Origin of the sequence: Solirubrobacter pauli, from assembly GCF_003633755.1 — a bacterium.
Taxonomy (GTDB): Bacteria; Actinomycetota; Thermoleophilia; order Solirubrobacterales; family Solirubrobacteraceae; genus Solirubrobacter; species Solirubrobacter pauli.
This window is the reverse complement of the sequence record NZ_RBIL01000002.1, coordinates 1,603,941-1,629,216: the sequence shown is the minus strand read 5'-3', so window position 1 is coordinate 1,629,216 and position 25,276 is coordinate 1,603,941. Positions and strand designations below refer to the sequence as shown.

The 25,276-nt window shown below is 71.8% G+C and carries 21 protein-coding genes; 16 read left to right on the top strand and 5 right to left on the bottom strand.

Annotated features, from left to right (window positions below; genetic code table 11):
- Positions 1–111 precede the first annotated feature (111 nt).
- The 3 genes from C8N24_RS27285 to C8N24_RS27275 are packed head-to-tail and all read left to right on the top strand — an operon-like array spanning position 112 to position 1,830.
- Positions 112–657: a sigma-70 family RNA polymerase sigma factor gene (locus C8N24_RS27285; protein ID WP_121256116.1), complete on the top strand. Its 546-nt coding sequence runs from the start codon at positions 112–114 to the stop codon at positions 655–657.
- Positions 654–1,358, top strand: a complete 705-nt coding sequence (locus tag C8N24_RS27280; protein WP_170179462.1) for a zf-HC2 domain-containing protein — start codon at positions 654–656, stop codon at positions 1,356–1,358. Before C8N24_RS27285 ends, C8N24_RS27280 begins: the two co-directional genes overlap by 4 nt.
- 31 nt (positions 1,359–1,389) lie before the next feature.
- Positions 1,390–1,830, top strand: coding sequence for a cupredoxin domain-containing protein (locus C8N24_RS27275; RefSeq protein ID WP_121256112.1), 441 nt, complete (start codon positions 1,390–1,392; stop codon positions 1,828–1,830).
- Here the strand turns inward: C8N24_RS27275 and C8N24_RS27270 are convergent.
- Genes C8N24_RS27270 through C8N24_RS27260 form a run of 3 tightly spaced genes read right to left on the bottom strand, consistent with a single transcriptional unit; the run spans position 1,788 to position 5,302 of the window.
- On the bottom strand, positions 1,788–2,249 hold the full coding sequence (locus C8N24_RS27270; protein ID WP_121256110.1) for an SRPBCC family protein: 462 nt from the start codon (positions 2,247–2,249) through the stop codon (positions 1,788–1,790). The two genes, C8N24_RS27275 and C8N24_RS27270, sit on opposite strands and share 43 nt — an antisense overlap.
- A gap of 21 nt (positions 2,250–2,270) precedes the next feature.
- On the bottom strand, positions 2,271–4,175 hold the full coding sequence (locus C8N24_RS27265) for a hypothetical protein (protein ID WP_121256108.1): 1,905 nt from the start codon (positions 4,173–4,175) through the stop codon (positions 2,271–2,273).
- A 35-nt stretch (positions 4,176–4,210) separates the two neighbouring features.
- Positions 4,211–5,302: a saccharopine dehydrogenase NADP-binding domain-containing protein gene (locus C8N24_RS27260; protein WP_121256106.1), complete on the bottom strand. Its 1,092-nt coding sequence runs from the start codon at positions 5,300–5,302 to the stop codon at positions 4,211–4,213.
- A gap of 130 nt (positions 5,303–5,432) precedes the next feature.
- On the opposite strand from C8N24_RS27260, the gene C8N24_RS27255 reads away from it, so the two are divergent.
- The 4 genes from C8N24_RS27255 (at position 5,433) to C8N24_RS27240 (ending at position 10,162) form a co-directional block, all read left to right on the top strand.
- Positions 5,433–7,745 carry a polyribonucleotide nucleotidyltransferase gene (locus C8N24_RS27255; RefSeq protein WP_121256104.1) on the top strand — a complete coding sequence of 771 codons (2,313 nt, stop codon included), beginning with the start codon at positions 5,433–5,435 and terminating at the stop codon, positions 7,743–7,745.
- A gap of 5 nt (positions 7,746–7,750) precedes the next feature.
- Positions 7,751–9,037, top strand: a complete 1,287-nt coding sequence (locus tag C8N24_RS27250; RefSeq protein ID WP_121256102.1) for a M16 family metallopeptidase — start codon at positions 7,751–7,753, stop codon at positions 9,035–9,037.
- Positions 9,037–9,693: a 4-hydroxy-tetrahydrodipicolinate reductase gene (locus C8N24_RS27245; protein WP_121256100.1), complete on the top strand. Its 657-nt coding sequence runs from the start codon at positions 9,037–9,039 to the stop codon at positions 9,691–9,693. The genes C8N24_RS27250 and C8N24_RS27245 overlap by 1 nt, the downstream gene beginning before the upstream one ends.
- A gap of 157 nt (positions 9,694–9,850) precedes the next feature.
- Positions 9,851–10,162: a hypothetical protein gene (locus tag C8N24_RS27240; RefSeq protein ID WP_121256098.1), complete on the top strand. Its 312-nt coding sequence runs from the start codon at positions 9,851–9,853 to the stop codon at positions 10,160–10,162.
- On the opposite strand, the gene C8N24_RS27235 is transcribed toward C8N24_RS27240, so the two are convergent.
- Complete coding sequence (locus tag C8N24_RS27235; RefSeq protein WP_170179461.1) at positions 10,116–11,459, bottom strand: calcium-binding protein; 1,344 nt, start codon at positions 11,457–11,459, stop codon at positions 10,116–10,118. The two genes, C8N24_RS27240 and C8N24_RS27235, sit on opposite strands and share 47 nt — an antisense overlap.
- A gap of 22 nt (positions 11,460–11,481) precedes the next feature.
- On the opposite strand from C8N24_RS27235, the gene ligD reads away from it, so the two are divergent.
- The 6 genes from ligD (at position 11,482) to C8N24_RS27205 (ending at position 20,327) form a co-directional block, all read left to right on the top strand.
- A complete protein-coding gene (ligD, locus tag C8N24_RS27230; RefSeq protein ID WP_170179460.1) occupies positions 11,482–12,351 on the top strand; it encodes a non-homologous end-joining DNA ligase in 870 nt (289 codons plus the stop codon).
- 73 nt (positions 12,352–12,424) lie between these two features.
- A complete protein-coding gene (locus tag C8N24_RS27225) occupies positions 12,425–14,257 on the top strand; it encodes a methyl-accepting chemotaxis protein (protein ID WP_121256092.1) in 1,833 nt (610 codons plus the stop codon).
- A 183-nt stretch (positions 14,258–14,440) separates the two neighbouring features.
- Positions 14,441–16,264, top strand: coding sequence for a methyl-accepting chemotaxis protein (locus C8N24_RS27220; protein ID WP_121256090.1), 1,824 nt, complete (start codon positions 14,441–14,443; stop codon positions 16,262–16,264).
- Between the two features lie 399 nt (positions 16,265–16,663).
- On the top strand, positions 16,664–17,770 hold the full coding sequence (locus C8N24_RS27215; RefSeq protein WP_121256088.1) for a hypothetical protein: 1,107 nt from the start codon (positions 16,664–16,666) through the stop codon (positions 17,768–17,770).
- A 26-nt stretch (positions 17,771–17,796) separates the two neighbouring features.
- Positions 17,797–18,663 (top strand): 4-hydroxy-tetrahydrodipicolinate synthase, encoded by an 867-nt coding sequence (dapA, locus tag C8N24_RS27210; RefSeq protein ID WP_121256086.1) that lies wholly within the window; start codon positions 17,797–17,799, stop codon positions 18,661–18,663.
- Positions 18,660–20,327: a ribonuclease J gene (locus C8N24_RS27205; RefSeq protein WP_245971981.1), complete on the top strand. Its 1,668-nt coding sequence runs from the start codon at positions 18,660–18,662 to the stop codon at positions 20,325–20,327. The genes dapA and C8N24_RS27205 overlap by 4 nt, the downstream gene beginning before the upstream one ends.
- On the opposite strand, the gene C8N24_RS27200 is transcribed toward C8N24_RS27205, so the two are convergent.
- Positions 20,273–21,532 (bottom strand): MFS transporter, encoded by a 1,260-nt coding sequence (locus tag C8N24_RS27200; RefSeq protein ID WP_170179459.1) that lies wholly within the window; start codon positions 21,530–21,532, stop codon positions 20,273–20,275. The genes C8N24_RS27205 and C8N24_RS27200 overlap by 55 nt on opposite strands.
- A 169-nt stretch (positions 21,533–21,701) precedes the next feature.
- Here C8N24_RS27200 and C8N24_RS27195 point away from each other — a divergent pair, with 169 nt between their 5' ends.
- From C8N24_RS27195 to C8N24_RS27185, 3 genes are all read left to right on the top strand, one after another.
- The gene (locus C8N24_RS27195; protein ID WP_170179458.1) at positions 21,702–22,997 is read left to right on the top strand and encodes an HD-GYP domain-containing protein; all 1,296 of its coding nucleotides are present in this window, start codon (positions 21,702–21,704) and stop codon (positions 22,995–22,997) included.
- A 299-nt stretch (positions 22,998–23,296) separates the two neighbouring features.
- Positions 23,297–24,088: an alpha/beta fold hydrolase gene (locus C8N24_RS27190; protein WP_121256079.1), complete on the top strand. Its 792-nt coding sequence runs from the start codon at positions 23,297–23,299 to the stop codon at positions 24,086–24,088.
- 10 nt (positions 24,089–24,098) lie between these two features.
- Positions 24,099–25,250 (top strand): SpoIIE family protein phosphatase, encoded by a 1,152-nt coding sequence (locus tag C8N24_RS27185; protein ID WP_121256077.1) that lies wholly within the window; start codon positions 24,099–24,101, stop codon positions 25,248–25,250.
- Positions 25,251–25,276 lie beyond the last annotated feature (26 nt).

Below are 25,276 nucleotides of genomic sequence, written 5' to 3'. Positions count from 1 at the left end.
TATGTTCGCCGGGACCATTGTCCTATGGCGGACGGGACCCGAAGGTTGGAACGATCGGTCACGCCATGCACCGAACCAGGAGGCGGACCGGTGCGTAATGACCCGAGGTCGATGTCAACGGACGCTCAACTGCTCGCCCGCATCTCGTCGGACGCCACCGGCGAGTCGCTGCGTGCGCTCTACCGGGCGTACGCCGGCGAGCTGTTCGGCTTCACGCTGAACGCGCTGGGGGACCGCGGCACGGCCGAAGAGGTCGTGCAGGAGGTCTTCACGCGCGCCTGGCGGCACGCCGACAGCTACGACCCGTCGCGCGGCAGCGTCCGCACGTGGCTCTACCAGATCGCGCGGCACGCGATCATCGACCATCGCCGGCGCGCCGCGGTGCGCCCGTCGCTGGCGTTGCACGAGCCCCGCGACGAGCAGGACCCCGAAGGCCTCTCGATCGAACGCGCCATGCTTGGTTGGCAGGTGGCCACCGCGATCGAGAAGCTCACGCCCGAGCACCGTCAGGTGATCCGCCTCGCCCATGTCCAAGGACTGTCGGTGCGGGAGATCAGCCAGCAGCTCGAGTTGCCCGAGGGGACGGTCAAGAGCCGCACCTGGTACGCGCTGCGCTCCCTGCGGCTGGTCTTGGAAGAGATGGGGGTGCGTGCGTGACGCACGTCCACGAGGACATCGGCGCCTACGTGCTGGGCTCGCTCGACATGGAGCAGGCGCGGCGGGTGGCCGCGCACCTGAAGGAGTGCTCCGAGTGCGCCGCGACCCACGCGGAGCTCGCCGGGCTGCCCGCGTTGCTGGACCTGGCCGTGGCGACCGGCGCCGACGAGGAACCGCTCCCACCCGCGATCGAGGAACGCCTGCTGGACCGGTTCGCGCGCGAGCGCGAGCCCCAGACACCGCCGCGCCGGCGCTGGCGACCGCGGATCGCGATCGCGCTGCCGGCCGCCGTCGTGGGCGCCGCGGTGGCCGTGGCCGCGCTGGTCCTCGGGTTCAACTTCGAGCGCGACGGCGGCCGGCCGGCGAGCCAGTACCGGCTCGTCCTGCAGCCGATCGGCCCCGCGGCGCAGAACGGCACCGCGCGCGCCGGGCTGCGCACCACCACCGAGGGCACGGTCGTGCGCCTGTGGGTCTACGACCTGCCGGGCGGGCCGCAGGACATCTACGAGGTCTTCTGCGACGCCAAGGGCTGGAGCGCGAGCGCCGGCACGTTCACGGTCGACCCGCAGGGCAACGGGTACGTGATCCTCACCAGCGCCGTCAAGCGTGGCCAGTACGAGTCGCTGCGGATCGTGCGCCGGGCGCACCACTCCGGCGGGCGTGTCGAGGACATCGACATCCTGCGGGCGAAGATCTCCTGAACCTCACCGGGCGCGCTGCGTACCCCAAGCCATGAGACGTATCGCAGTGATCGCGGCGAGTGCCGCGCTGGTGTTCGCCGCTTGCGGCGGTGACGACGAAGAGCCCGCCGCGACCCCCGCGGCCACCGAAGCCGCCACCGAAGCGCCCACCGAGGCCCCGACCGAGGCCGCCACCGAGGCCGCCACGGGCGGCGCGACGTTGAAGGTCGAAGCCGATCCCAGCGGGGCGCTGAAGTTCACCAAGACCGAGCTGACGGCGGACGCCGGCGAGACCACCATCGAGTTCGCCAACCCGTCGCAGGTGCCGCACGCCGTCGACATCGAAGGCGTCGACGGCGGCGAGACGGAGACCGTCACCGGCGGGGACGCGAAGCCGATCACGGTCGACCTGAAGCCGGGCGAGTACACGTTCTACTGCCCGGTCGGCAATCACCGTGCCGAGGGCATGGAAGGCAAGCTCACGGTCCGGTAGTCGAAGATCCGCTCGAGGTCGCGGTGGACGAACGCGAGGTGCGCGAGCCCACCGAGGACTCCGTAGGGGAGCGCGTAGCGGACGGTGTCACGGACGATCGTGCCGTCGCCGTCCGCCTCGAACTCGTGCGTGTGGTGCCAGAGCGCGTACGGCCCGTGGATCTGCGCGTCGACGAAGCGCACGCCCGGCACCCACTCGTCGATCCGCGTCAGCCAGCTGATCGGCAGCCCGTGCAGCTTGAGCCGGTACTCGATCAGCGCTCCCTGGCGCATCTCGATCGGGCGCGGCGTGACGATGTGGAAGGACAGCCAGGGCGGCGTGATCGACTCGAGGTTGCCCGCGTCCGCGAAGAACCCGAAGACGGTGTCGGGATCGCCCAGGACGCGCTGCTCGCGGCGGATGACGTGGTGTCGGAACATCTGCCGCGAGTACGGCCGCGCTCAGCGCGCGGCTCTCGCGAACGCGGACTTGAGCGTGCTCCAGCCCGCCTTGCGGCGCTCGTGCCAGGCGACGCGGTTCCAGCTCGACCACGTGTAGCGGCGCCCGTCGACCTCGATCCCGCTGACCGTGCGGAAGCTGACGCCCCCGGTCGGGTCGGGCGTGAACACGCGCCGTGACGACGGGTCCGCGAAGCCGAGCAGCATCCATGGGATCCGCAGCTCGACGTTGCGTCCGGAGCCCGCGACGAGCCGGCGTGCGTCGCTACCGCCCCAGCGCACGGTCCCGAGGTCCAGGAACTCGGGCGGAAGCTGCTCGCCCGTGGTCGGGATCGTCAGCGGCCGGCTGAGGATGAGGCGGGGGGAGACCCACGGCTCGCTGCGCTGGCCGACGCCGAACACGCTCGGGATCGGGTCGGCGGCGTTGGGCTGCTCGAAGCGCGCCTTGCGGCCCGGGCCGAGCACCACGCGCAGGTCCGGCCCGCCGCCGGGCCGGACGTCGATGTCGATCGTGCTCGGGGTCCGCGCGCGCAGGTACAGGTAGGCGGCGTCGTGCTTGATCGTCGCGCGGCCCCATTCCTTCGTGCGCCCGTCGAGCGTGACGAGCGGCGTGCGGCCCGGCTCGGTCGCGACGACCCCGAACTGCGTCTCGTTGGTGAGCACGTTGTGCCAGAGCGCCCGGCGGTCGACGGGCTGCGCGAGGTCCTGCGTGTTCCACGTGCGCTTGAACCACTCGTCGGTCCACTCGAACAGGATCCCGCCCGTGTAGCCCTCCTGCTCGATCTCGCGCAGCATCGACGCGTCGATGCGCGCGGCCTCGCGCTCGTCGTGATCGCCCTGGTCGCGGCCCAGCGGCCCGCGATGCGCGGCGCCGAGCCCGCTCGGCACGCCGAACTCCGTGACCATCACGGCCTGCCCGGCGTGGTGCGCGCGCAGCTGGCGCAGGTACGCGGCGTACGGCGACGGGCGCCCACCGGCGTACTCCAGCCGCAGGAAGTCGGGGTAGTAGGGGTACGCGTGGTAGGAGGCGAAGAACCCCGCCGGCCACGCGGCGGTGGCGCGCAGGTGCGTCGCGTCGACGCTCACCTTGTCCTCGGCGTCCAGCGGCTCCAGCGGATGCTCGAGCGGATCGACCGTCAGCCAGTTCGTGAACGTCACCGGGCGACTCCACCCACGCCGCGCTTCGAGCGTGGCGAGATGGTCCAGCCGCGCGGCGATCCAGCTCTCCATCGGCGTCGCCCCGGGCACGGACTCGATGTACCGCCCGGCGTGCGCCGGCGCACCCGCGTTGACCGCGTCCGTGTTGACCACGGCGTCGGGGTCCCACTCCACGCCCGGCGACCACGCCAGCAGCCACCGTGACACGTCCGTCCGGTAGCGCCCGCTCGCGTGCCCGCGGCGGGCCTTCAGGGTCGCGTCGCCGTGCACGACGGCGACCGCGTCGGCGATCTCCCGGTCGAACTCCGCCGTCACCTGCGCGTCGTACGCGTTCTGCGTGCGCAGGAACGCCTCCTCCGGGATCCAGACGCCCTGGAGGAAGTACAGCGGCGTCTTCGGGTGCCGGCGGTTGTGCGCCGCGAGCGCCTCGTAGAACCGCGGCTTGAGGATCGTGTAGACCCGCACCACCCGGACCCCCATGGCCTGCATGCCGTCCAGCCAGCGGTCGTAGTCCTTGCGCGTCGGCGCGAGTTCGCCGGGCGAGTGCCCCGGCACGGTGGCGCCGAGGTTGGCGCCGGGCCAGAAGCGCGTCGCGAAGCGGCCGTTGATGGCGAGCTGCAGGTCGGGTCCGGTGACCTTGGCCGGAAGCTGGAAGCCGTCCTGCTTGATCGGCTTGCCGGCGTAGGACGCGGCGTCAGCCGACGTGGCGACGGCGAGGAAGAGGGCGAGGGTGAGGACGGCGTGCTTCACGGGCACACGCTTACCCGGTTTGGCAACGGAATCCGCTACCGGGCGCGCTCGAGGCCTGCGTCGAGGGCCCCGCGCTCCAGCGCCTCGAGCCCGTACGCCTGCACCGACCCGAGCACGCCCGCGCCTTCGACCGAGCGCTGCGCGGCCCACGCGACCAGGGACGCGGTGAAGTCGTACCCGTCCGCGCCGGCGAGGTCCACGCGCGCGAGCACGTCGCCTGACGCCGACAGCGCCTCCGCCGCGATCCACGACCGCACGCCGTCGGGCGTCGTCCCACGGTCGGGTGCGCCGACCAGTGACACGGCCCGCTCACCCCACCACTTCATGGTCGGGCGCACCAACGGCACCCGCTGCACGACCGTCCCCGCGATCGAGCCGGCCTGGACGGCACGGGACAACGGCCCGAACCAGCCCGTGTACACGTTGACCTCGCGCAGCCCCGCGAACGACGCGGGCAGCGCGTAGTGCTCCGCGCCACCGAGCGAGAACGCCTCGCGGGACTTGCCGGCCACGCGGAACGACCGCACGCGCTCGGCGGCGCGCACGCCGCGGACGGTGCCGTCGCGGTAGGCGAAGTGGTCGCCCAGGACGATGCCGACCAGCGACTCGCGCGTGCCGGCCGAGAGCGAGTTCGGGCCGCCGCCGATCGCGTAGTAGCCGATGTCCACGCGCACGGCGTCCTCGCCGGCCTCCTCGAGCGCCAGCGCACCGGCGAGCGAGCCGGCCGCGAACTCGTACGACAGCGACGGGATCAGCCGTGCGCCCGAGCGCCGCGCCGGTCCGTCGAGCTCCTCGAAGAGCGTCCGGACGAACTCCGGCTCGCCCGTCGTGTCGATGTAGGTGCAGCCCGCGGCGACGGCGGCACGCGCGGCGGGGAGGCCCCACTTCGCGAACGGCCCGACGGTGGAGATCAGCACGTCGCCCGGGCCGACCAGATCGAACACCGTGTTCTGGCGCATTGCGTCGGCACGCACCCAGTCCAGTCCGCCCAACCGCTCGGCGAGCGCTGACAGCCGGCGTTCCGAGCGCCCGGCGAGAACCGGGCGGGCTCCGGCGGCCGCCAATCGCGAGGCGATCAGCTCGCCCGTGTACCCCGTGGCCCCGAAGACGACGATGCGATCAGCCATTGGCGGCAGACCCTACCCGGCAGCGCTACACGCGTAAGCCCTTACTAACATGCATGTCAACGACTACCGAAGCGTCAAGACGATGCAGAGGACTCCGCCGACTTCCGAGGCGGGGCAGAGAAAGGGACATATGTCTGAAGTGCACCGCGTCGCCGTGGAAATCGGCGGAACGGAGATCGCCTTCGAGACGGGCAAGATGGCCAAGCAGGCCTCAGGTGCCGTGACGGTCACCGCCGGGGACACGATCGTGCTCTCCACCGCGACCGCCGGCAACCTGCGTGACGTCGACTTCCTCCCGCTGACGGTGGATGTCGAGGAGCGCATGTACGCCGCGGGCAAGATCCCCGGTTCATTCTTCAAGCGCGAAGGCCGCGCGGGGGAGAAGGCGACGCTGATCGCGCGCCTCATCGACCGCCCGCTGCGCCCGCTGTTCCCGAAGGGCTGGCGTCGTGAGACGCAGCTCGTCGGCATCACGCTGTCGGTGGACCAGGTCCACCCGTACGACATCCTCGCCATGAACGGCGCGTCGGCGGCCCTGATGGTCTCCGACATCCCGTTCCCGACGCCCGTCGGCGCCGTCCGCATCGGCAAGATCGAGGGCAACTTCGTCGTCAACCCGACGGACGAGCAGCTCCTGACGGCCGACATGGACCTCGTGGTCGCCGGCACGGATGAAGCGCTCCTGATGGTCGAGGCCGGCGCGAACGAGGTGCCCGAGGCCGAGATCCTCGACGCGCTCGACATCGCCCACTCGGCGATCAAGAAGCTGTGCGACGTCCAGCGTGAGCTCCAGAAGAAGGCCGGCAAGGCCAAGATGGAGATCGAGGTCAAGAAGGCCCCCGAGGGCCTCATCGACGACATCGACGAGTCCCACGGCGACGCGCTCGACGAGGCCACCTCGGTCACGGACAAGCTCGAGCGCCAGGCGGCGACCAAGGCCGTCGAGGCCGAGGTGCTCGCCAAGTACGCCGGCCCGGAGGACGCGGCCGACTACGCCGAGAAGCGCCAGGACGCGCAGCTCGCGTTCGACGCCCTCGAGAAGAAGATCATCCGCGAGCGCATCGCCGTCCACAAGAAGCGCCCGGACGGCCGCAACGAGCGCGAGATCCGCCAGATCACGATCGACGTCAAGCCGCTGCCGCGCACGCACGGCTCGGCGCTGTTCACCCGTGGCCAGACGCAGGCGCTGAGCGTCGTCGCGCTCGGCACCACGCGTGAGGAGATGCGCCTGGACAACCTCGGCCTCGAGACGTCCAAGCGCTACTTCCACCACTACAACTTCCCGCCCTTCTCCGTGGGCGAGGCCGGCTTCATGCGCGGCCCCAAGCGCCGCGACATCGGCCACGGCGCGCTCGCCGAGCGCGCGCTGGTCCCGATGATCCCGGACCAGGAGAAGTTCCCGTACACGATCCGCGTCGTGTCGGACATCCTCGAGTCCAACGGCTCGTCGTCGATGGCGTCGGTCTGCGGCTCCTCGCTGTCCCTGATGGACGCCGGCGTGCCGCTCACGCGGCCGGTCGCCGGCATCGCCATGGGCCTGATCAAGGAGGGCGACGACTACACGATCCTCTCCGACATCGCCGGCGTCGAGGACCACCTCGGCGACATGGACTTCAAGGTCGCGGGCACGTCCGAGGGCATCACCGCCCTGCAGATGGACATCAAGATCACGGGCGTCACGTTCGAGATCATGCGCGACGCCCTGGCCCAGGCCAAGGAGGGTCGCGAGTTCATCCTCGGCAAGATGCTCGAGGCGATCGACGCGCCGCGCGAGCAGCTCTCCGAGCACGCCCCGCGCATCTCGTCGATCCAGATCGACCCGGAGAAGATCGGCCTCCTCATCGGCAAGGGCGGCGAGACGATCCGCTCGCTCCAGGAGGAGTACGAGTCCCAGATCGACGTCAACGACGAGGGCCAGGTCCTGGTCTACGCCGTCACCGGCGCCAAGGGCGACGCCCTGGTCGAGCGCATCCGCTCGATGACCAAGGAGGTCGAGGTCGGCGACGAGTTCACCGGCAAGGTCGTCAAGACCACGACCTTCGGCGCCTTCGTCGAGCTCGCCAAGGGCACCGACGGCCTGCTGCACATCTCCAACGTGTCGCCGGGCAACCGCGTCGGCACCGTCGAAGAGGTGCTCAACAAGGGCGACGAGATCGCCGTCCGCGTGGTCGAGGTCGACAAGGAGCGCGGCCGCATCGGCCTGCGTCTCGCCGAGGATCCCGAGATCGCCGGCAAGTCCAAGGAAGAGCTCGCGGGCGTCGGCACCGGCGATCCGTCGATGGGCGGCGGCAGCGACCGCCCGCGTGGCCGCAGCGGCGGCGACCGTGGCGACCGCAACGGCCGTGGCGGCCGCGACCGCGACCGCGGCCCCCGTGGCGGCGGCCGTGACCGTGACCGTGCCCCACGCGCGCCGCGCGGGGACCGCGACCCGGACCGCGGCTAGCCCACTTGCCCGGCCATCGCATCACGGAGCTCGAGAGCGGGCTGCGGGTCGTCACGGAGGCCATGCCCTCCGTGCGGTCCGCCGCCCTCGGCTTCTTCGTGCACACCGGCTCGCGCGGTGAATCCGTCGCGGAGGCCGGGCTCAGCCACTTCCTGGAGCACCTGCTGTTCAAGGGCACCGATCGCTACGCCTCGGCGGAGATCGACAAGCTCTTCGACGGCATGGGCGCCGAGCTGAACGCCGGCACGGACAAGGAGAGCACCGCGGTCTACGCGCGGATGCTCGACCAGCACCTGCCGGCGGCGTTCGACGTCATGGCCGACATGGTCTGGCGTCCCGCCTACCAGGACGTCGATCCCGAGCGCGAGGTCGTGCTCGAGGAGATCGCGATGTACGAGGACGATCCCCAGGACACCGTGTTCGACGTCCTGGGCGAGGCCGTCTTCGGCGACCACCCGCTCGGGCGGCCGATCATCGGCCGCGCGCCGGTGATCCGCGACACGCCGATCGACGTCATCGCCGAGTTCCACAAGCGCCGCTACGTGCCCGGCAACGTCGTGATCGCCGCGGCCGGGTCCGTGGATCACGACGCGATCGTCGAGCTCGCGCAGCGCACCGCCCATACGCACGACGGCATCGAGGCCGCGCCGGGCATCGAGCCCGCCCCGGCCGACCCGCGGGCGACCGTGCGCTTCGTGCGCAAGGACACCGAGCAGGTGCACGTCACGCTCGGCGGCCTCGGCCTGCAGCGCGGGGACGAGCGCCGGTTCGCCGCGCGCGTGCTGGACGCGATCTTCGGCGGCCTGTCCAGCTCACGGCTCTTCCAGGCCGTGCGCGAGGAGCGCGGGCTGGCGTACAGCGTCTACTCGTTCACCGGGCAGTACGCCGACACGGGCCAGGTCGGCCTGTACGTCGGCACCCGTCCGGACAACCTCGTCGAGGCGATGAAGGTCGTCAGCGACGAGCTCGAGCGCCTGCGCGAGCAGCCGGCGACTGAGGAGGAGCTCGTGCGTGCACGCGAGAACGTCAAGGCGCGGGTCGTGCTCGGCATGGAGTCGACGGGCGCGCGCATGCATCGCCTCGGCGGCTCGCTGCTGTTCGGCCTGCCGCTGCTGGAGACCGACGAGGTCATGGAGCGCATCGACGCCGTCACGATGGACGACATGCGCTCGCTGGTGGACGACCTGTGGGCGCCGGGACGCCTGTCCGCGGCCGGCATCGGGCCGGACGAGGACAAGTTCTGCGCCGCCGTGCAGGGCGTCGCGGGCGACGAGTCCAAGCTGGCCGCCTGATGATCCGCGTGGCGGTGGCGGGCGCCGCGGGACGCATGGGCGCGACGACGTGCGCCGCGGTCGACGGCGCCGACGACATGGAGCTCGTCGGCCGCGCCGACCCGTCGCTCGGCACCTCGGTCGCCGACGTGCTCGACGGCACCGACGTGCTCGTCGACTTCACGCTCCCCGACCAGGTGCTGGGCAACATCACGCAGGCCACCGCGGCCGGCGTGCACGTCGTCATCGGCGCGACCGGCTGGCGTGAGGAGGACCTGCGGCGTGCCGTCGAAGGCACGCCGGGCAAGGTCTTCGCCGCCCCGAACTTCGCGATCGGCGCGGTGCTGATGATGCGCTTCGCCGCCGAGGCGTCGAAGATCATGGACCGTGCCGAGATCATCGAGTACCACCATCCCGCGAAGGTCGACGCGCCGTCCGGCACCGCCGCCCGCACCGCGGAGCTGATGGACGGCGACGTGCCGATCCACTCGGTCCGCCTGCCCGGCGTCGTCGCCGACCAGGACGTGATCTTCGGCGATGTCGCCCAGACCCTCACCCTGCGCCACGTCACGACCGACCGCACGAGCTTCATGCCCGGCGTCCTGCTGGCGATCCGCAAGGTGGCCGAGCTGCCCGAGTCTCCCGTGATCGGGCTCGAGAAGCTCTTGTGGCCCTAGCACGGCCGCCCCGGACCTCGACGGATTCTGGCGGGCCCCGCCCGCCGCTGCCGGCACGCACCGGCCGCACACGTACCACCAGTATGCGAGCGGCCTGCGCGCACCGGCAGCGACGACCGTTGCTGCCACCAGCGATCCGCCGAGGCCCGAGGCGGCCGTGCTGGTAGCCGTAACCGACCACGCGGCCGAGCGATACCTCCAGCGCGTCCGAGGCGCGCTCGATCCCAAGCTGGAAGTGACGGGCCGCGTCTCGCGGGCGGTCGACGCGGGACGCGTCGAGCCGGGCTCGCGCGGCGCGCTGCTGGTCCGGGACCTCGAGGACGGCGAGCTCGTCTACATCTGCATCGAGGACAAGCCGCGCGGCGAGCTGATCGTGATCACGCTGTGGGAGGGCGGGGAGGACCCGCGCGTCCCGAAGCGCTTCACGGACGCGCTCCGTCGTAGTCGGCGCGCAACGCCTTCCCCGTAGCGAGCATCAGCACGACGCCGTAGCCGAGGCGGCGATCGGCGTCGCGGAGACGGAGCGGCACGCGCACGCGCCGGCCGGGCTTGATGGCGATGGACCGGCGGCTCACGACCGCACCCTCATGCGCGAGCCGCAGGCGGCCGCGACAGGCGCGGGGCGCGGCGCCGCGCGGGCAGGAGACCAGCAGGCGGAGCTCGCGCGGGCCGGAGCGCAGGAGGCCGTAGAGCTCGAGCCGGTTGGCGCGCGCTCGGTCGACGTGGCGGCAGTTGGACGCGTCGTCCTGGCGGTCGACGACCGCGGTGTCGCCCTGCAACCGCGTCGAGGAGCAGATCACCTCCGCGTCGGCCGCGCCGTCGCGGGCGAGCAGGCGGTCGCGGCCCGGCCCGCCGTTGAGCGAGTCGCGGTCGGGACCGCCGTCGAGCACGTCGTCGCCGGTCTCGCCGAGGTCCGGCGTACGCCCGTACGGGCCGGACGAGACCTGGCTGATGTACTGCGCCCAGCTCTCACCGAACAGCGCGTCGCGCCCACGGCCGCCTTCCAGGCGATCGTCGCCGGGGCCGCCCTGCAGGAGGTCGGCGTCGTCGTCGCCGATCAGCCGGTCAGCGCCGGGGCCGCCGTTGAGGTCGTTGCCGAGTCGGCCACCGTGGACGACGTCGTCGCCCGCGCCGCTCTCGACCCGCAGGACGTCGTGCCCACCCCGGGTGACGTCCGGGCCGGGGCTGCCGACGACCCGCACCGCGGTGCCGGCGGTCAGGAGGAGCAGGTCCCGGTCGCCGGCCGCGCCGGACACGCCCGCGCCAAGATCGACGGTCACCCCTTGCGGCTCGTCGGAGTAGTCGAGGATCGCGCCCCTCAGCACGTCGCTGCCCGGACCGCCGAGCACCGTGCCTTCCCGGTCTTCGAGCATGTCGTCCCCCGCCCCGCCATGCACCACACCCGGGACCGAGGACGGTGGGACGCGCGCGTTGCGGAAGCGATCATCGCCGTCACCGAGGTAGGCGACGACCTTCGGATACCCCTGCAGCGGGCAGGCGACCGTGGTCGGGTCCTGCGCGACGCAGGGCGGCGTCGGCGTCAGACCGGCGGCATCCCGGAGCCGCACGAGCCCGGCGTCGACGTCCGGCAGGATCTCGACGTCGTTGCGCTCGCCGGGAGCGGCGGTGAGTGTGAGCGTGTGCCGGTAAGCGACCTGGCGCTGGTCGGGGATGCTCTCGACCTTCGACGTGACCGTGGACGCCGAGGCGGAGCTGCAGGCGAGCGCCCACGCGGAGACCATCGCAAATGCGAGGATCCTGCGCATGGCTCCTAAGCGGTCCACACCGGTGAGAGTTCCGCTGTCCAATCCCGACAAGGTGTTGTTCCCCGCGGACGGCATCACCAAAGCGGATCTCGCGGACTACTACGAGCGGGTGGCCGACGTGATGCTCCCGCACGTGCGCGACCGGCCGATGAACCTGTGGCGGTGGAACCGGGGCATCGCCCACGACGTCGTCGTCCAGCAGTCGCTGCCGAAGGGCGCGCCGGAGTGGGTCGCCCGCTGCGAGGTCTCGCGCCGCAAGGGCGGGGACATCACGCACGGGATGATCAACGACGCGGAGACGCTGCGCTGGCTCGCGCAGCAGAACTGCGTCACGCCGCACGTCTGGAACGCGCGCTGCGACCGCCGGGAGCGGCCGGACCGGCTCGTGTTCGACCTGGACCCGAGCGGGGACGACTTCGACGAGATCCGCCGGGCCGCGCTCGCGCTGCGTGACCGGCTGCGGGACGTGGGGCTCGTGCCGTTCGCGAAGCTCAGCGGCTCGCGCGGGATCCACGTGGTCGCACCGCTCAAGCGCACCCGGAACGCCGACGAGGTCCGCGCGGCGTCGCAGATCCTCGCCGACCGCGTGGCCGCCGAGCACGCCGACACGCTCACGACCGAGTGGCGCAAGGAGAAGCGCGAGGGGCGGATCCTCGTCGACGTCGCGCGCAACACCTACGGGCAGACGCTGGTCGCGCCGTACGCCGTGCGCGCGCTCGCCGGCGCGCCGGTCTCCGCGCCGGTGACCTGGGACGAGGTCGCCGACGCGAGCTTGACGCCGCACGCCTTCACGCTCCGCACGATGGCGGCGCGGATGGCCGCGGTGGGGGACCCGTGGGCCGAGATTGGCGCGCACGCAGCCACTTTGCCGCGGGACTTGGTCAAAGCTTGAGCTTTGCCCGACCTCGGCTTGAGGGAGGGCTCCGATACCGCAGGTAACCCGATCACCTGTAGGAGCCCTTCCCTTGTCTTTCCTCCCCACCCGCTTCGGCGTACGCAGCAAGCTGCTGGCCGGCTCGGCCGTCCTGCTGGCCTTCACCGGCACCGTCGGCGCGTTCGGCATCAGCGACATCCGCTCCGCGAACGCGGACTCGGACGCGCTGTACGAGCAGTCCGTGCAGCCGCTGTCGCAGCTGGGCACGGCCCGCGCGACGTTCAACGAGAACCGCGCGTTCGTGAACAACCACCTGCTCGAGACGACGCCGGCCGCCAAGGCGGAGGTCGAGGCCGCGCTCAAGCGCAACGCCGCGGGCATCGACAAGCGCCTCGCCGCGGTGGCTCCGGCGCTCGCCGGCAAGGGCGAGCTGAGCGCCGAGCTGACGACGCTGGAATCCGACATCGCGGCCTACCGCGCGATCCGCGGCCGCGTCCTGGAGCTCTCGGCGGCCGGCCGTGAGCCGGAGGCGTACGCGCTCAACACGGCCGAGGCCGTCCCCGCCGCGGCGAAGGTCACGGCGAGCTTCACGCGCCTGTTCGACGCGGAGGTCAAGCTCGCCGCGCAGACCAACGCGAACATCACCTCGACGGCCTCCGCGGCCGTCACGCGCTCGCTGCTGCTGATCGGCGCGGCGCTGGTGATCGGGTTCGCGCTCGCCTTCTGGTTCTCGGGGCGGATCACCAAGGCCGTCAACGAGATCCTGCACCGCCTGAACATGCTGCGCGACAACTGCGCGACGGACCTGGCCCACGCGCTCGGCCGGGTCGCGAAGGGTGACCTGACGGTCGAGGTGGTGCCGGTGACGCCGGAGCTGCACCGCACGTCGGGCGACGAGATCGGCGACGTCGCCGAGGCCGTCGGCGCGATCCGCAACTACACGGTGGCGTCCGTCGAGGCCTACAACACCATGCGCGCGCAGCTGGCCGACACGGTCGCCGAGATGGCCGAGCAGGCGGCGACGGTCGCCGCCGCCTCGCAGCAGATGGCGGCCACGTCGGAGGACACGGGCCGTGCGGTCTCGGAGATCGCCGCGGCCGTGACCGAGGTCGCGCACGGCGCCGAGCGCCAGGTCCGCGGGGTCGAAGCTGCGCGTGAGGCCGTCCAGGGCGCCGCCCGGTCGGCCGAGACGAGCGCCGCGGTCGCCAACGAGACCGCGCAGGCCGCCGACGATGCGCGCGCCGTCGCCGTGGAGGGCGTCAGCGCCGCCGAGTCCGCCAGCGCCGCGATGCGCGAGGTCGCCGAGTCGTCGGCGGCGGTCGGCACGGCCATCGACTCCCTGACCGCCCGCAGCGAGCGGATCGGCGGGATCGTCGGCACGATCACCGGGCTGGCCGAGCAGACCAACCTGCTCGCGCTCAACGCGGCGATCGAGGCCGCGCGCGCCGGCGAGCAGGGGCGCGGCTTCGCGGTCGTGGCCGAGGAGGTGCGCAAGCTGGCCGAGGAGTCGCGGAACGCGGCCGCCGAGATCTCGGGCCTGATCGGCGAGATGCAGGCCGAGACGGCGCGCGTGGTCGGCGTGGTGAGCGACGGCACGCAGCGCACGCAGGACGGCGTGGCGACGGTCGAGCGGACGCGGGAGGCGTTCGAGGCGATCGGCACGGCCGTCGAGGACATGGCCGCGCGGGTCGGCGAGATCAGCACCGCCGTGGACCAGATCACGCATGAGGCGTCGCGCGCGGAGCACGAGGTCGTCGACGTCGCCGCGGTGGCCGAGGAGTCCAGCGCGTCGGCCGAGCAGGTGTCGGCCTCCACGCAGCAGACGAGCGCGTCGGCGCAGGAGATCGCCGCGTCGGCGCAGACGCTGTCCGGGACGGCCGAGCACCTGAACTCGCTCGTCGCGCGCTTCACCGTCGCCGCCTGAGTCGGAGGGCGCGCGGGTCTCGATCGGGTCCGCAGACCCGCGCACGGAACGGCCCGCCCGATCGGCGGGCCGTTCCCGTTTCCGGGGTTCTTGATGAAACCTTGACGTTTACGGGATGGAAAGCGGATGTTGCCCGGGCGATCACGGTGAGCGAACCGTGTAAACCGCTCCCCTGGAGACCCTTTGTCCCTCACCATCCGCACGAAGCTGCTGGCCGGCTTCGGCGCCGTGCTCCTCATCCTGGCCGGCGCAGTCATCGTCGGCGTTCGCTCCGCCGGCTCCGTCAACGAGAATGCTCAGAACACGTACGTCGAGGACGCCATCCCATTGAAGGCGGCGGCCCAGGACCTGCTGACCCAGATGGTCAACCAGGAGACCGGCGTGCGCGGGTACCTCGTCACGGGCGACGAGTCGAGCCTTGATCCGTACAAGGCGGGGCGCAAGGGCATCCAGGACGACCTGAAGCTGATGGAGCCGCTGCTCGCGAAGCACCCGATCATGGCCGGGCTGGTCGACAAGGCCAGGCCGCAGATCGACGCGCTGCAGAAGTACTTCGAGTCGCAGATCGCGTTGGTGCAGTCCGGGCCGAAGGGGCAGGCCGAGGCGCAGGCGCGCATCGGCGAGGGCAAGGAGGCGTTCGACGGCTTCCGCGAGTCCTACGCGGCGATCTTCGCCGACACCGAGAAGTTCGTGAAGGACGCCAAGAACGAGCAGGACTCGGCGTACGCGGGCGCGCGCACGCAGCTGATCATCCTCGGCGTGATCGGCGCGCTGGTCGCGCTCGGCATCGCGTGGCTGATCACGCGGTCGATCGTCGGCCCGGTCCGTGAGATGCAGCGCGCCGCCGACGGCATCGCCGAGGGCGACGTCGACCAGACGATCACCGTCAAGAACCGTGACGAGCTGGGCGCGATGGCGCAGTCGTTCGACAACATGCTCGACTACCTGCGCGAGCAGGCCGAGGTCGCCGAGCGCGTCGCCGCGGGCGACCTGACGGTGGAGCCGAAGCCGCGCTCCGAGCGCGACCTGCTCGGCGTCGCCATGCAGCGGCTGGTCGTGGACCTCGAGCGCGTGGTCGGCGACGTCAGCGCGAGCGCCGGCAGCGTTGCCTCCGCGTCGCAGCAGATGGCGTCCACCTCCGAGGAGGCCGGCCGCGCCGTCACCGAGATCGCGTCCGCCGTGGGCGACGTGGCCCAGGGCGCCGAGCGCCAGGTCCGCATGGTCGAGACCGCGCGCGACACCGCGCTGGAGACCACCCGCGCCGCGCGCGCGTCCTCGACGGCCGCGTCCGAGGCCGCCACCGTCGCCGGTGACGCGGGCGAGGTCGCCCGTCACGGCGTCGCCGCGGCCGAGCAGGCCACGGACGCCATCCAGCACGTCGCCGACGCCTCGCGCGAGATCACGACCGCGATCGAGGGCCTCGCCCAGCGCTCCGAGCGCATCGGCGGCATCGTCGACACGATCACCGGCATCGCCGAGCAGACCAACCTCCTGGCGCTCAACGCGGCCATCGAGGCTGCCCGCGCGGGCGAGCAGGGCAAGGGCTTCGCCGTCGTCGCCGAAGAGGTCCGCAAGCTGGCCGAGGAGTCCCAGGCGGCCGCCTCGCAGATCTCCAGCCTGATCGGCGAGATGCAGACCGAGACCAACTCCGTCGTCATCGTCGTCGAGGAAGGCGCCCGCCGCACCGAGGACGGCGTCGTCACCGTCCAGCAGACCCGCGACGCCTTCCAGCGCATCGACGTGGCCGTCGCCTCGATGGCCGAGCGCGTCGCCGAGATCGCCGCCGCCAGCGAGCAGATCTCCGCCGACTCGGAGCGCACCCAGGACGAGATCGCCGAGATCGCCTCCGTCGCCGAGGAGTCCTCCGCCTCCGCCGAGCAGGTCTCCGCCTCCACCCAGGAGACCAGCGCGTCGACGCAGGAGATCGCCTCCAGCGCGGCCGAGCTGGCCATCACCGCCGAGCGCCTCGAGGCGCTGGTCGGGCACTTCCGCCTCACGGCGGCCTAGCACCACGTACCCGGAGCGCGTCACCCGTGGAGTTCAGTGCGGGTGGCGCGCGCCGGTGCCTGGCGTGGTTCGGGAGCACCCCGTCGGGCGGCGCGCTCTTGTGCGGGTGAGCGGCTTGCGCCGGGTGCGCCCGCGCGCGGGCCGCGCGTCGCGCGAGTGTTCACTTTTCCACCGCACAGGTGGGAAAGTGATCGTTCAGTGCGGCTGAGCCCGTGAGCGCGGGTTGACCCCGCGCGGGGGCTCGCCGGTCCCGGCCGGCTTGACCAGCCCAGGCCGGTGTGCTCCCCGGCGCGATGAAGCCCGACGCCCGCCACCCGAGCTGAGCTCCACGCGGCTCGGCCACAAGAGACGCCGGTTAGCACCACGCGAGCACACGCCCGAACCGGGTACCGTCGTGCCATGGGCTTCCTTGACAAGGCCAAGAAGCTCGCCGAGCAGGCGCAGACCAAGCTCGACGAGGTGCAGTCCCAGATCAACCAGCAGGGCGCTTCCCGGCCTGGTCCGCAGCAGCCGGGCGGGTACGTCGAGTACGACAAGCACGGTCGTCCGATCCCGCCGCAGCAGTCGGCGTCGCCGCCGCACGGTGATCCGCTCGCGGGTCCGCACCCGGGTCCGCCGGCCACGCCCGGCCCGGTCCCGGACCCCGCGGCGCCCGCACCGCACGGCGACCCGCTCGCGGGCGGCCCGGCCTGGCCCGGCCAGTCCCAGAGCCCCGCGTGGCCGCCGCCGGGGCACAGCACCCCGCCGCCGCCGCCCGCGCCGCCGCACTCCCCAGGCATCCCGACGGGCTACTCCGGCCCGCCGACGCCGTCCCCGGCCTCGGGCGACCCGCTGGCGACGCCCGCGCCGCCGCCGGTCGCGCACGGCGACCCGCTCGCGGGCGCGGCGTCCGCGCCGCCGCCCACCGGCCCGTCGGCGCCGCCTCCGTCCAACTGGGCCCCGCCCAGCGGCCCGGCCGCGCCCGCGCCGGCACCGCCCGGCTCGGCCGCGTGGGAGCCGCCTGCTCAGGGTGGCCCGCTCCCGGGGCACGCGCCCGCCCCGGGCAGCCCGCCCGCGTCACCGCCGCACGGTGACCCGCTGGCCGGTGCCACCGGCTCGTCCGCACCGTCGTGGGACCCGCCGAGCGGCCCGCCGGCGTCGCCGCCGCACGGTGACCCGCTGGCCGGTGCGGCCCCGAGCGCGCCTGCCGCGCCGCCTCCCGGGCCGGAGTTCGGCGAGCCGTTGACTCCCCCTCCGCCGGCTCCGCCGAGCGCGCCCGCGGACTGGGCTCCGCCTGCGACGCCGGGGGTTCCGCCGACGGAGCCGCCGAGCGGTCCGCCCGCGCCGGTCGAGGGCTCGACCGCGCCGCCGCAGGCGCCCGGTGTCCCTTCGGGAACACCTCAGCCGCCGGTCGCGGGGGAGGGCAAGGCACCCGCCGTGCCCGGTGCGCCGTCGTCGACGGAGGATCCCAACCAGCCGTCGTACGCGCCGCCGAAGCTCAGCTCGGGGGATCCACTCGCGGGCTGACCGGCTCGCGTGCCATCCTCTAACGCATGCGTCCCTACGAAGGCCTGCTCACGGCCATGATCACCCCGTTCCGTGCTGACGGCTCCGTCGACGAGGAGGGTGCGGTCGCGATCGGCCGCCATCTGCTCGCGAACGGGTCGCACGGGCTGGTCGTGGCCGGGACCACTGGCGAGGCGGCGACGATGACCGACGAGGAGCACCTCGGGCTCATCGCGCTGATCGCCTCCGAGCTCGGGGACGAGGCGACGGTCGTCGGCGGCACCGGGTCCAATGACACGCGCCACGCCGTCCACCTGACCGAGAAGGCCGTGGAGGCCGGCGTGGACGCGGTGCTGTCCGTCACGCCGTACTACAACAAGCCCAACCGCCGGGGGATCATCGCGCACTTCAGGGAAGTCGCGAAAGCCGCGGGGGACACGCCCGTGATCCTCTACAACATCCCCGGCCGGTGCGTCGTCAACATGCCGCCCGATCTGCTCGCCGAGCTGGCGCAGATCGAGAACATCGAGGCCGTCAAGCAGGCGAACAGCGACGAGCTGCAGCTGATCGACGGCCTCGCGGTCATGGCCGGCAACGACGACATCTACGGAAAGTGCCTGGAGATCGGCGGCACGGGCGGCATCTGCGTCGCCAGCCACGTCGTCGGGCCGGAGATGCGCAAGATGTATGAAGAGCCCGACAACCGCGCCGAGATCGACGCGTCGCTGCAGGAGATCTATGAGGCGATGTTCGTGACGGCCAGCCCCGCGCCGGTCAAGGCCGCTCTGGAGATGCTCGGCCAGCCCGCCGGCGCGTTGCGCCTGCCGCTGGTCGAATGCGACGAGCAGGAACGCCAGACCGTGTACAACGCGCTCGCCCAGCACGGGCTGCTGGCCGAGGTCTCCGCCCGTTGAGCGGCACCGTTCGAGTCCTCCCGCTGGGGGGCGTCGGCGAGATCGGCAAGAACATGACCGTCGTCGAGTACGACGGCCGGATCGTCGTCGTCGACTGCGGCCTGCGCTTCCCGACGGCCGAGATGATGGGCATCGACCTCGTCCTGCCCGACTTCACGTACCTGCGTGAGAACGTCGACGCGATCGACGCGATCATCATCACGCACGGCCACGAGGACCACCTGGGCTCGCTCCCGTGGGTGATCCGCGACCTGGGCGAGGACAAGATCCCGGTCGTCTACGGCGGCCAGCTCACGGTCGCCATGGCCCGCTCGAAGCTCGACGAGCACAAGCTGCGCGACGTCAACCTCGAGGTGCTGCCGATCGGCGACGTCGTCGAGGCCGGCCCGTTCACGCTCGAGCGCGTGCACCTCACGCACTCGATCCCGGACGCCAGCGGCGTCGCGATCGGCACCCCGCTCGGCACCGTCTTCTTCACCGGCGACTACAAGTTCGACCAGACGCCCGTGATCGGCGCGCCCGCGGACATGAGCCGCCTGGCCGAGCTCGGCCGCGAGGGCGTGCTGCTCCTGTGCGGCGACTCGACGAACGCCGACCGCCCCGGCATCAGCGACAGCGAGTCGATCGTCGGCCCGCACCTGGACCGCGTGTTCGGCCGCTGCGACGGGCGCATCGTCGTCACCTGCTTCGCCTCGAACATCCACCGCGTGCAGCAGGTCGTGCACGCCGCCGAGAAGCACGGCCGCAAGGTCGCCCTCGTCGGCCGGTCGATGCGCAAGAACGTCAACATCGGCCGCAGCCTGGGCCACATCGACATCCCCGAGGGCATGCTCGTGCCGCCGCGGGAGATCGACCAGTGGGCCGACGACAAGATCGTCGTGATCTCCACCGGCTCCCAGGGCGAGCCGCTGTCCGCGCTGCGCCGGATGGCCTACCGCGACCATCCGCAGGTGGAGCTCAAAGAGGGCGACACGGTCGTCTTCAGCGCCACGCCGATCCCCGGCAACGAGCGCGCCGTCAACGAGACGATCGACCGCCTGTACCACATCGGGTGCAGCGTGGTGACCGCGCGCGACGCGCCGATCCACGCCTCAGGCCACGGCTACGCGGAGGAGGTCAAGATGATGATCAACCTCACCCGCCCGAAGTACGTGATGCCGGTCCACGGCGACTTCAAGCGCATGCTCATCCACGGTGAGCTCGCGCAGGCGGTCGGCGTGCCCCGCTCGCACGTGTTCCGCAGCGAGAACGGCACGCCGCTGGAGATCACGGCCGAGGGCGCGAAGTTCGGCACCCCCGAGCACTCCGGGATGATCTTCGTCGACGGCGTGGACATCGGCGACGTCAGCGACGTCGCGTTGCGTGACCGCCGCATGCTGTCCGCGGACGGCATCTTCATCATCGTGGCGACGATCTCCGAGGAGGACGGCTCGTCCGTCGTCCCGCCGGAGGTGATCGCCCGCGGCGTCCCGTTCCTGGAAGGCAACGACCAGTTCACGGACGACCTGCGCGAAGCGGTGGAGGACTCGCTGGACGCCGCCGCCGAGCAGCAGATCACCGAGGTCGACGTCCTGCAGAACCATCTGCACGACGACCTCGCGCAGTTCATCTACGACCGGCTCAAGCGCCGCCCGATGGTGCTGCCGGTCGTGGTCGAGGTCTGAGCGCGCCGCTCGGCCGCCGGCCGTAGCAGCAGCGCCAGGCCGGCCAGCAGCAGGATCCCCGCGCCCGCGAACGCGAAGGCGGTGCGCGGGGAGCCCAGCACCGTCAGCACGCCGCCGAGCAGGAACCCGATGCCCGGCATCGCGGCGCCGATCGACTCCAGCAGCCCGGACATCCGCGACTGGAACTCCGGCGGCGTCGCCTCCTGCATGGCGGTCATCACCGCCACCCACTGGATGCCGTTGCCGGCGCCGCCGACGACCGACATCGCGCACGCGAGCCACAGCACGTGCGCCTGGGACATCCCGAGGTAGGCGACGCCCACCATCGCGCTGGAGAAGACGATCAGCCCGAACCCGGAGCGGTTCTTGAGGCCGATGTAGAGCAGCGAGCCGAGCACGATGCCGGCGCCCCAGGCGCTCAGCAGCAGCCCGAACCCGGCGCTGTTGGTGCCGAGCGACTCCTTGGCGTAGATGACCTCGATCGGGACGACGACGGTGAAGCAGATCAACGCGAGCGACTGGCCGACGAGCAGCGTGCGGATCAGCGGGTGCGAGCGCGCGAACGAGAGCCCGGCGCGGAAACGCGTGCGCCAGGGCTCGTACTCGTGGTGCTCGACCTGCGGCAGCTGGCGGGTGCTCGCGAGCAGCGCCGCGATGATCAGGAACGACGCGGCGTCCACGAACAGCGCGGTGGAGACCCCGAAGGCCGCGATCAGCGCGCCCGCGAGCGCGGCACCGAACACCGACGACGCCGCGAAGCCGAGGTTCATCAGCGCGTTGCCCTCGGCGATCAGCCCGTGCGGCTGCAGCGTGGCCGCGACGGCCCCGCGGGTGAGCCCGCGCCCCGTGATCGCCAGCGTCCCGTCCACGAGCCCCAGCAGCAGGATCAGCGGCAGGAAGAACCGGTCGCCGATGGCCAGGAAGCCGAGCGCGGCGAACACGAGCGCCTCGATCACGTAGATCGCCGGCAGCACGCGGCGCAGCGACATCCGGTCCAGGTGCGCCGTCAGCCCGGTGGAGAGCAGGGCGGGCAGGAACTTGGCCACCAGGAAGAAGCCGGCGGTCGGCGCGACATCACCCGTTCGGTCGAAGACAAGGATCGACAGGGCCACGACCCCGATCGAGTCCCCCAAGTCGTTGACCGTGTACGACCCCAGCAACTGGCCGAACGGCCGCACCCGCAGCGGTTCAAGGCGCCTCCGCACTCCGGGGGCACTGTACCCCGCTTGGAGGACAACCACGTCTCTCGTCGAAAATTTGCCTTCGGAATTTCCGAGTGGTGCCGATGAGGGTGAGTGGATGCCTCGGCGCCAGGTCACCTTGTCCCTTGTCTCGGCCACGCTACTCGCGTGCGCGCTGGCGGGTGCTGCGCTGGTGAGCCGCGCCGATGACTGGCAGTCGCTGTCGCTGTTCGGATTGCTGTTCGTCCTCGCGGCCGGCAGCGAGATGCTGAGCTTCGAGCTCCGGGGCCTGCGGCTCTCGGGCTCGTTCCTCGCGCTCGTGCTGGCGATGGCGCTCCTCGGCCCCGCGCCCGCGGCGGTGATGGGCGTCGCGTGCTCGGTCGTCGACGCGGTGATCTCCCGCCGGTCGATCGATCGCACGATCACGAACCTCGCCACCTTCGCGGTCTTCCCGCTCGTGGGCGGGCTGACGATCCGTGCGCTGGCCGGCGACTTCGAGGTCGGCGGCAGCGAGGCGCTGTGGTTCGGCGCCGTCGTCCTCACGACGTTCCTGCTGGCCAACGCGCTGAACTTCGCCATGGTCGCGGCGGGAAGCTGGTTCGCCTACGACGTCCCGCCGCGGCTGATGCTGCGCTCGTTCGTCACCGCGCTGCCCTCGGAGTTCGCGACGGCGCTGCTGACCGCCAGCGTCGCCTTCACCTACGCCTATCTGGGCATCGGCTCGATCGCGCTGGCCGCGGTCGTCCTGTTCGTGTTCCTGTACATCGTCCGCACGAGCATCGCGGCGGACGAGCGCGGCGAAGAGCTCGAGCAGCGGACGCGCGAGCTCGCGTCGCTGCAGATGGGCCTGCTCTCGACGGTGCTGCAGACGCTGTCGATGCGCGATGCGATGACGGCCCGCCACTCGGCGGCAGTGGCCCGCTACTCGCGCGAGGTGGCAGCGATGCTGGGCCTCGACGCGCGCGAGCAGGACCTCATCCACACCGCGGCGCTGCTGCACGACATCGGCAAGTTCATCCTCCCGGACTCCGTGCTGTTCGCGAACCGCAAGCTGACCGACGAGGAGTGGCAGCTGATCAAGCTCCATCCGGAGCAGGGCGCCAAGCTCGTCGAGCGCATCGAGGGCTACGGTCCGGTGGCCGAGATCGTCCTGCACCATCACGAGCGCTTCGCCGGCGGCGGCTACCCGGCCGGCATCGCAGGCGAGGACATCCCGCTCGGCGCGCGCATCCTGTCCGTCGCCGACACCTACGACGTCATGACCTCGCGCGACTCCTACCGCCGCCCCGTCAGCTCGGAGGCGGCGCTCGCGGAGCTGCGTCGGGTGGCGGGCACGCAGCTGGACCCCGCGGTGGTCGACGTCTTCGAGCGGATGATCCTCGAGAAGGGCGTGGCCTTCAGCCACACCGACGAGGTCGACTTCGAGGCCGAGCTGGCCTTCGAGAAGCGCGTCGCGGACTACGCCCAGCCCAGGCTTGCGGCGGCGTAGACGTTCGTTCGATCAAGGGATGCGACGAACTGGCCGTTAAAGAGAACGAGCGCCACTGAGGCGCTCGCTCGCAAAGCTGGTCGTGGATTACATCTTCCAACCCATGACAGGCTCCTTTCCCGCTCGAAAATGGCGCTGCAACGCCGTTTCCGAGACCTTGAGGTGTGTTCCCTTCGACTGGACACATAATGCGGGCTGGACGAAGTAATCCAAATCGGATGAATGTCCAGAGAACCTAAAGTGTCAGCATGCGTACACTTTGGCGCCCAAGCGGCCGGGGTTCTTAAACTCCAGGCGGCTTGAGCGTTCTCGAACGCAACAACGTCCATGTCGGTGGACAATCGGATGCGCGGCCGATCCTCTTCGCGCACGGCTTCGGCTGCGACCAGAACATGTGGCGCTTCGTCGCGCCGGCGTTCGCGGCCGACCACCGGATCGTGCTGTTCGACCACGTGGGCGCGGGCGGCTCGGACCCGGGGGCCTATGACCCCGAGCGGTACGGCACCCTCGCCGGGTACGCCGACGACGTGGTCGAGATCTGCCGCGCGCTGGACCTCTCCGACGCCGTGTTCGTCGGCCACTCCGTGAGCGCGATGATCGGCGTCCTCGCGGCGAAGCGCGCCCCGGACGCGATCGGCACGCTCGTCCTGATCGGACCGTCCCCCCGCTACCTGGACGACGACGGCTACGTCGGAGGGTTTCAGCAGGAGGACATTGCGGAATTGCTCGACTCCATGGACAGCAACTTCCTCGGCTGGTCGAGTGCGATGGCCCCGGTCATCATGGCCAACCCCGACCGCCCGGAGCTGGGGGAGGAGCTGACCAGCAGCTTCTGCCGCATGGACCCGGAGATCGCGGCCCGTTTCGCGCGCGTGACGTTCCTGTCCGACAACCGGGCGGACCTCGACGACGTGGACGTCCCGACGCTCGTGCTCCAGTGCAGCGACGACGTGATCGCGCCGACGCCCGTCGGCGACTACGTGCACGCGCAGATCCCGGGCTCCGTGCTCGTGCGGATGGCGGCCACCGGCCACTGCCCGAACCTGAGCGCGCCGCAGGAGACGATCGACGCCATCCGGGCCTTCCTCTGACGCCGCCGCGATGAGCTTCGCGGACCCGAGCGCCGAGGACCTGTACGAGAACGCCCCGTGCGGCTACCTGTCGACCGCGCCGGACGGCCGGATCGTGCGCGTCAACGAGACGTTCCTGCGCTGGACCGGCTTCAACCGCGAGAACCTGGTCAACGTCCGCCGGTTCCAGGACCTGCTCAGCCCGGGCGGCCGGATCTACCACGAGACGCACTACGCGCCGCTGCTGCGGATGCAGGGCAGCGTCCGGGAGATCGCCATGGACATCGTCACCGCGGACCGCCAGCGGCTCCCGGTGCTCGTGAACTCGGTGCTCGTGACCGACGAGGCGGGCGAGCCGCAGCTCGTGCGCACGACGGTGCTCGACGTGCGCGAGCGCCGCGCCTACGAGCGCGAGCTGCGCCTGGCGCGCGACCGTGAACGCGCCGCCCGCCGCGCGCTCGAGCGCCGGCACGAGCAGACCAGCGCGATCTCGCACACGCTGCAGCAGAGCCTGCTGGCCGACGAGCCGCCGCGCGACGAGCGCTTCAACGTCGCCGCGCTCTACCACCCGGCCGTCTCCCAGCTCGAGGTGGGTGGGGACTGGCACGACGCGTTCGCGCTGCCGAACGGCCGCGTCGGCGTCGTCGTCGGGGACGTCGTCGGCCGCGGGCTGATGGCGGCGACGGCGATGGGCCAGCTCCGCAGCGCCGTCCGCGCGCTCGCGGTCACGGGGGTGGGGCCGCTGGAGGTGGTCCGCTACCTGGACACGTTCGTCGAGCAGGTCCCGACCGCCCGGTTCGCCACGCTCGTGTACGCCGAGGTCGAGCCCGACTCGGGGGCCGTGACGCTGTCGGTGGCCGGGCATCTCCCGCCGGTGGTGGTCTCGGCGGGCGGCGAGCCGCAGCTGTTCATGGGTGCGCGCTCGACGCCGCTCGGGATCGAGGTCGACGCCATGCCGCGGATGGAGGACACGCTGCACCTGCCACCCGGCGGGCAGCTGGTGCTCTACACCGACGGCCTCGTCGAGCGCCGCGGGGAGAGCATCGACGTCGGGCTGGACCGGCTGCTGGCCGCGGTCGCGCGGGAGGCGACCCCGGAGGCGCTGGCGCTGGCCCTCGACGACGGCCGCCAGGGCGACGACGACGTCTGCGTGCTCGTGTTCAGCCGCCGCGTCGCGCGCTGACGGTCGCTCAAGCGGCCTCAGGGCGC

Bases quoted from the DNA above. Each gene is read 5' to 3' on its own strand.
- C8N24_RS27285 (WP_121256116.1), top strand. From the start codon at position 112: ATGTCAACGGACGCTCAACTGCTCGCCCGCATCTCGTCGGACGCCACC.
- C8N24_RS27275 (WP_121256112.1), top strand. From the start codon at position 1,390: ATGAGACGTATCGCAGTGATCGCGGCGAGTGCCGCGCTGGTGTTCGCC.
- C8N24_RS27270 (WP_121256110.1), bottom strand. From the start codon at position 2,249: ATGTTCCGACACCACGTCATCCGCCGCGAGCAGCGCGTCCTGGGCGAT.
- C8N24_RS27260 (WP_121256106.1), bottom strand. From the start codon at position 5,302: ATGGCTGATCGCATCGTCGTCTTCGGGGCCACGGGGTACACGGGCGAG.
- C8N24_RS27255 (WP_121256104.1), top strand. From the start codon at position 5,433: ATGTCTGAAGTGCACCGCGTCGCCGTGGAAATCGGCGGAACGGAGATC.
- C8N24_RS27245 (WP_121256100.1), top strand. From the start codon at position 9,037: ATGATCCGCGTGGCGGTGGCGGGCGCCGCGGGACGCATGGGCGCGACG.
- C8N24_RS27235 (WP_170179461.1), bottom strand. From the start codon at position 11,459: ATGCGCAGGATCCTCGCATTTGCGATGGTCTCCGCGTGGGCGCTCGCC.
- C8N24_RS27215 (WP_121256088.1), top strand. From the start codon at position 16,664: ATGGGCTTCCTTGACAAGGCCAAGAAGCTCGCCGAGCAGGCGCAGACC.
- dapA (WP_121256086.1), top strand. From the start codon at position 17,797: ATGCGTCCCTACGAAGGCCTGCTCACGGCCATGATCACCCCGTTCCGT.
- C8N24_RS27185 (WP_121256077.1), top strand. From the start codon at position 24,099: ATGAGCTTCGCGGACCCGAGCGCCGAGGACCTGTACGAGAACGCCCCG.